This is a genomic window from Candidatus Methylomirabilota bacterium (assembly GCA_036001065.1).
Lineage (GTDB): Bacteria > Methylomirabilota > Methylomirabilia > Rokubacteriales > CSP1-6 > MNEF01.
Map to the genome: position 1 here is coordinate 1 of DASYUQ010000172.1, position 5,979 is coordinate 5,979.

At 70.7% G+C, this 5,979-nt stretch carries 6 protein-coding genes; 3 read left to right on the top strand and 3 right to left on the bottom strand.

Going from position 1 to position 5,979, the window contains the following annotated elements; genetic code table 11:
- Nucleotides 1-147 precede the first annotated feature (147 nt).
- The 3 genes from VGV13_16830 to VGV13_16840 all read left to right on the top strand — a co-directional run bounded on the left by VGV13_16830 (nucleotide 148) and on the right by VGV13_16840 (nucleotide 1,227).
- A complete protein-coding gene (locus VGV13_16830; protein ID HEV8642755.1) occupies nucleotides 148-441 on the top strand; it encodes a hypothetical protein in 294 nt (97 codons plus the stop codon).
- A gap of 148 nt (nucleotides 442-589) precedes the next feature.
- Complete coding sequence (locus tag VGV13_16835; GenBank protein ID HEV8642756.1) at nucleotides 590-835, top strand: AbrB/MazE/SpoVT family DNA-binding domain-containing protein; 246 nt, start codon at nucleotides 590-592, stop codon at nucleotides 833-835.
- Nucleotides 832-1,227, top strand: a complete 396-nt coding sequence (locus tag VGV13_16840) for a type II toxin-antitoxin system VapC family toxin (protein ID HEV8642757.1) — start codon at nucleotides 832-834, stop codon at nucleotides 1,225-1,227. The genes VGV13_16835 and VGV13_16840 overlap by 4 nt, the downstream gene beginning before the upstream one ends.
- Nucleotides 1,228-1,449: 222 nt before the next feature.
- Here the strand turns inward: VGV13_16840 and VGV13_16845 are convergent, their stop codons facing one another.
- The 3 genes from VGV13_16845 to VGV13_16855 all read right to left on the bottom strand — a co-directional run bounded on the left by VGV13_16845 (nucleotide 1,450) and on the right by VGV13_16855 (nucleotide 5,894).
- A complete protein-coding gene (locus VGV13_16845; GenBank protein HEV8642758.1) occupies nucleotides 1,450-2,049 on the bottom strand; it encodes a tetratricopeptide repeat protein in 600 nt (199 codons plus the stop codon).
- A gap of 129 nt (nucleotides 2,050-2,178) precedes the next feature.
- Complete coding sequence (locus VGV13_16850) at nucleotides 2,179-2,325, bottom strand: hypothetical protein (GenBank protein HEV8642759.1); 147 nt, start codon at nucleotides 2,323-2,325, stop codon at nucleotides 2,179-2,181.
- A gap of 350 nt (nucleotides 2,326-2,675) precedes the next feature.
- Nucleotides 2,676-5,894, bottom strand: coding sequence for an AAA family ATPase (locus VGV13_16855; protein ID HEV8642760.1), 3,219 nt, complete (start codon nucleotides 5,892-5,894; stop codon nucleotides 2,676-2,678).
- Between the last annotated feature and the right edge of the window lie 85 nt (nucleotides 5,895-5,979).

The window sequence follows — 5,979 nt, forward strand, 5'->3', positions numbered from 1 at the left end:
GGACTGAAAATCCTGGTGTCGGCGGTTCAATCCCGTCCCTGCCCACCAGTTTTTTTCACCGCCGACCACCGGCTGGAGCGAGGGATGTCGAGAGACCCAGGAAGGAGGTCGCCATGACGAGATAGGGAAGGATCTCAGGAGGATCCGATGGTCCGATTCGAGTTCGAGGATTTCGATCCATACAGCGTCGCCGAGCCCTACCGGCAGGCGCGCCCGAGCGGTCGCAGCCTCTGCGACGGCTGCAAGCATGCGCACCTCTATCGCCGCCGCGACAGGGCCGAGGTCGCCGTCTACTGCCACGAGCTCGGCAAGTACGTCCCCCCGGATATCGTCGAGTGCAGCCAGTTCAGCGCCGTGGCGGCGCTGAGCCTGCACCAGATGCAGCAGATCGCGCTGCCCATCGATCCGCGCCCGGGGGTCAGCGACGGCAGCTATCGCTGAGGTTGGGTCAGGTGGCGCGGCCGAGCAGGGTGCAGGCTGGCTCGCGGCGGGTGGTCCGCGGTGTCCACGCCCTCGGTCGACGGCCGGAGGCGGTCGGGACGTTGTGTTATCCTTACCACAAGTAAGGATTGCGGCCGGAGGTAAGGAGATGCCGACCAGTACCATCACCAGCAAGGGCCAGGTGACCATTCCCAAACGGATCCGGGACTTTCTCAAGGTGAAGGCCGGCGACCAGCTCGACTTCGTGATCGCCGATGATGGTCGGGTCCTGGTGCGGCCCGGCACCGTCGGCGTCGACGAACTGAAGGGCCTCCTGCACCGAGCCGGCCGGAGGCCGGTCACCCTGGCGCAAATGGAGGCGGCGATCGTCCGGAGCCACGGCAAGCGGTCGTGATCGGGCTGGACACCAACATCTTGGCCCGGTATCTGACCCAGGACGACCCGGCCCAGTCCCGTCGCGCCAACGCCGTCATCGCCGAGGCGACTCGACGGGGTGATCGGTGCGCGGTCAATACCATCGTGCTGTGTGAGCTGGTCTGGGTTCTTCGCGACGCATACGGTGTCGATCGAGACACGGTGGTCACGACCCTGGAGAAGATCCTCGACACGGCGCAGTTCGTGATCGAGGACAGGGACCTGGCGCGGCGTGCGCTTGCCGACTACCGCCACGGCCCCGGAGACTTCTCCGACTACCTCATTGGGTGGCGTAACCGCCAGGCCGGCTGCTCGGAGACCGCCACCTTCGATCGGGCGCTCAGGCGAAGCGGGTTATTCCGCCTCGTGTGATCGGCCCGCCACGCCCGGAAACGGCCTCCGCGGGCCGCCGCATCGAGCAGGACATCACTCCAGATGCTGGCGGAGGTCACGGGCGGGCGGTAAGTGTCTCGACCGAGACGCATTCATAACGTTGGGGGTTGCGCATAACCCCCGACACTTTGCATCCTACCCGTGTCATGGCGTCCAATGCCGAGCGCCAGACTCTCCGGGTCATCCGCCGGCTCGGGGTCGTCAGGCCGGCCGACCTCGAGGCGCACGGTATCCCTCGCCGGCGGAGCTATCGTCGTGCTCGGCGACCGCAACAGCCGGATCAAGGACTTCTTCGACCTGCATCATCTGGCGAGCCGCTTCGAGTTCTACCGGGCGACCCTGGTGGAGGCGCTGCGCCGGACCTTCGCGCGGCGACGCACACCCGTTCCGGCGGAAGAGCCGATCGTGCCGACTCGTGCCTGCTGGGAGAACGCGTCGCGCGCTCCCCAGATGCGCGCCTTCGCCCGGCGCGCGGGCCTGGACGGTGGGACCGGTTCGCCCCGTCAGCGCATAGGCGTAGCCGAGGCTCGCGGCGATGTGGGGGAACCACAGCGCGGCGTCGAGATCGTGGATGGCCTCAAGCGCGGGCCGCAGCAGCGCGATCGCGACGTCGGGCTTTCCCATCTTGAGCTCCAGGTAGCCGAGCGTGGCGGCAGCGAAGCTGCGGGCGCGCGGGTGATCAAGTGTCCGCGCTATTTCCAGCGCGCACTCGGCCACCTCGCGCGCCTCGGCGAATCGGCCGAGCTCGACCAGCGATCCCACCAACCGGATGCGGGAGTGGATCGAGGGCGGCTGGAGCATGCCGAAGTGCCGGACCGCGTATCAGGCCGTCGACCTGGCCGGCAACGCCACCTCTCAGTCGGTCAGCTACCAGGTCCAGGCGGCGGCGTGCCACTACGTTTCGGTCGCGCTGGACCCCGCGACGGTTCCTCAGGGCGGGCTGACGAGGGTCAGCGCAAGGGTGAGATCCTGTGCCAGCACCGCGCAAACGGTCGTCGTCAGGTTCACGCTCGCGGGACCCGTGCCCAGCGCCTGCGCTAGCCCGAGGTCCGTGATGTTCACGATCCCGCCGTTCACGCTGGCACCGGGTACGGTGCGGAGCGTGTCGTTCCCGTTCCGGGTTCCGCGCGCGGCGTGCCCGGGCACCTATTCGATCACCGCCACGACCCTGGTGAACGGGACGCCGGTCGAGACGAACCTCCGCGTCCCTGACCGTGACGCCGAGATAGGCGCAGGCCTGTCGAGCGTGGGGCGGGAAGGTCCCCGCAGACCCTCCCGCCCCATCGTCCCGTTCGGGCTCCAGGAGGCCGCGTCACCGACCGCGGTGAGGTTGTGGCCGAACTGCTGCGACGAGAAGCGGGCAAGCGCTGAATCTCGACGTTCCGCCGGCTCGGCGCTGGGGGGGGCGGCGCGGCTGAGCGAGCGGGCTACTCGGCGGGGGGCTCGCCCAGGCGGCGGAGCAGCTCCTCGGCGCGGCCAATGCACACGGCGGCGTTCAGGGTGGTGAACTCCTGGCGCGCCTGGGACGCCTGGGCGATGGCCGAGCAGAGCTCGCCGCGCGCGTGCGCGAGATGGGCAAGGTCGAGCCGCGTGCGCGCGGCTTCGAAGCGTGCGCCGCTCACGCTGAAGATTTCGAGGGCCCGTTGAAGGTGGCTGGCGGCATCGCTGAGCGGCCCCGCCGCCAGCGCGGTCCGGCCGAGGCTTCCCTCAGCGTATCCGAGGCTGTGCGGGTATCCCGCGTCGCGCGAGAGCGCGAGGCCTTGCTCGCCGAGCGCCCGCGCCTTCTCGAGCCGGCCGGCGCTGCGCTCGGCCTCGCCGAGGATGGCCGTGAAGAGCCCGTGGAACTGGCGGAACCCGAAGCGGGCCAGCTCGCGCACTGACTCCTCCAGCAGCGGGATCGCGCGCCCCGGATCCCCCTTCTCCAGCCACAGGTAGCCGAGGAACGCGCGGGCGACGGCGCGGTTGAGCGGGTCGGGCGCCACCTCCAGGGCGCCCTCGCAGGCCCGGAGGCCTTCGCCCCAGTCTCCGCGCATGCCGTGGGCGATCCCGGTCATCCAGGCCGCGCAGCTCTGGAGCCGCGGGTCGCCGAGCGTCTCGGCAATGGCCGAGGCTCGGCCTTCGGCCTCCAGCACCCGGGCGAACTCCCCGGCGTGGTACCAGTTGATGCCCAGATGGAAGTACGAGGTCGCCAGCCACCGCGGATCGGCCGGGCTCTCGAGCAGCGTAATCGCCCGCTGGGCCTGGTCCACGCCACGCGCATACTGTCCCGCCCAGGCGGCCTCGATCGCGAGCATGCAGTGCGCCATGCCCTGGAGGGCCACGTCGCCGGCGCGCGTCGCCTCGTCCAGAGCGCGCTCGAGGCTGGCCAGGGCCCGGTGGTGGTCGCCGACGAAGCTCAGGACATATCCGACCCGGAAGTGGTAGCGGGCGGCGAGGGCTGAATCGGCCAGGCGGGTGGCGCGCTCTCGGTGCTGCATGAGGAGGTCGAGGCTCTCGGGCAGCCTGCCCAGGAAGCTCAGCGACGCGGCCTGGCGCAGCACGAGGTCCACGATGAGGGCGTCCCGGCCGTCTTCGGGGAGGTTGACGGCGTGGGCCAGCGCCGCCCGGCGGGCGGCCACGGCCTCCTCCAGGGCATGGCTGCGCGCGGCCTGGTCCGCGACCCCGGCCAGGTAGCGGACGGCCTTGGGCCACACCTCGGCCTGCACGTAGTGGGTCGCCAGCGCGGCGTAGTACGGCTCGACGTCGGCGCCGTGGAGGCCTTCCAGCGCCGAGGCGACCTGATGGTGGAGCAGCCTCCGTCGTGGCGGCAACAACCGATCCCAGACCACCTCGCGAACGCTCTCGTGCATGAGACCGAAGCGCTCCCCTGCCGCTCGCAACACACGCCGGCGGACGAGCTCCTCGACCCCCTGGGCCGCGCGTCGCTCATCGAGCCCGGAGGCCTGGTGCAACAGCGCGAACTCGAACTCGCGTTCGATCACCGCCGCGACCTGGACGAGCTCCTGGCCGCGGTCGCTGAGCCGGTCGAGCCTCCGGGCGATCATGTCCCGGACGCGAGCCGGGAGTGGCAGCCTCCCTGGACCGGGGATGGCGACGCCTTGGCTGATTGCCCGCATGGTCTCGAGCACGATGAACGGATTGCCCTCGCTGGCTCCCCAGATCTCGTCACCCTGCTGGGTCAGGAGGGCGGCTGCGGTGTTCGGCCGCGCCAGCACGCGCACCAGCGCCAGCGTCTGGTCGCGTCCGAGGCGGCTCAAGGTCACACGGGAAAGCCGGTCGTCACTGGCGAGCTCTTCGAGCGTGCGATGGAGGGTCGAGTCGGCAAGCAGCTCCTCCTCCCGAACGCTGGCCGCCAACAAGATCGGTGCCGAGTGGAGCCGGCGCGCGCAGAACGCGAGAAAGCGGAGCGTCAGGTCGTCGGCCCAGTGGCAGTCCTCCAGCAAGACCACGAGCGGTCGATCAAGCGCGATGCGCCGGAGCAGGTGGGCCAGAGCCTCGAAGAGGCGCAGCTGGTCGGGGGGACCCGTCTCCAGCGGCCGGCCGGTGCCGGCAAGCTCGGGCAAGAGGCGCGCCAGCTCCGCGCGCCAGGCGCCCTCCAGGCCGTCCAGGAGTTGAGGATCAGTCAAGACGCCGCCGTCCCGCAGGGCGCTGACCCAGGGCCCGAAGGGCAGGATCTGCTCGCTCTCGTAGGCGCGCCCGAGCAGGATCGCGCCGCCGCGGCGGGCGGCCTCGGCGGCCAGCTCAGCCAGCAACCGGCTCTTGCCGATGCCCGCTTCACCGACGACGGCGACGACGCGGCCGCGTCCCGTCCACGCCTCGGCGAGAGCCTCGTGCAGCCGCGCCAGTTCGACCCCGCGCCCGACGAGGGGTGCGTCGGTCGGGCCGATCGCGATGGACGTCACCGGCTCGCGCAGGGGACGCTGGCGCAGGATCTCCGTGTACAGCTCCTTGGTCTCGGCCTCCGGCTCGACGGCCAGCTCCCGGCGGAGGACCTCGACGCACTCCTGGTACTGACGCAGCGCGGCGTCGCGCCTGCCGAGCTGGACATAAAGGCGCATGAGCGTGCGGTGCACGGCCTCCTGGAGCGGATCGAGGGCGAGGAGCCGCAGCGCCGACTGGATGGCGGGGGCGGTGGCTCCGGCTGCCCGTTGATGGGCGAGCAGCCGGGCGAAGGCCTCGAGGGCGAGCTCGCGCAGCCGCTCGCGCTCGCTCATGAGCCAGTCCTCGAAGGTCGGTGCGACGACGCCGAGACCGGCCAGGAGATCGCCGCGGTAGAGGCTGGCCACCTGCTCGATCGAGGCCGGCGTCGCCTTGCTGACAGCCTGCTCGAACGCCGCCACGTCGGTCTGCACGGCGTCGGGGGCGAGGGAGACCGCGTCGCCGGTCATGACGAGAGGGGCGCGCTCGGCGGGGCCGAGCGCCTTGCGGAGGACGAAGAGCGTCTGGCGGAGGCCGTTCCGCGCTGAGGCCGGCGAGGTGTCAGGCCAGAGCAGGGCTGCGAGCTTGTCCCGGGGGTGGACCTGGCCCGGGGTGAGGGCGAGGTAGGCCAGGAGGGCCTGCGCCTTCCTGGTCGGGACGGCGAGCAGTTCCCCGAGGCCCGCCTGGACCTCGAAACCTCCCAGGAGCTTCAGGGTGAGCCGGCTCATCACCACCCAAAGTAGGCGGACATTAGCACAATCTCGCGCCACCTTGCGAGTCGCTCACGCGTCTCAGACGGTTCCATAACGCCCC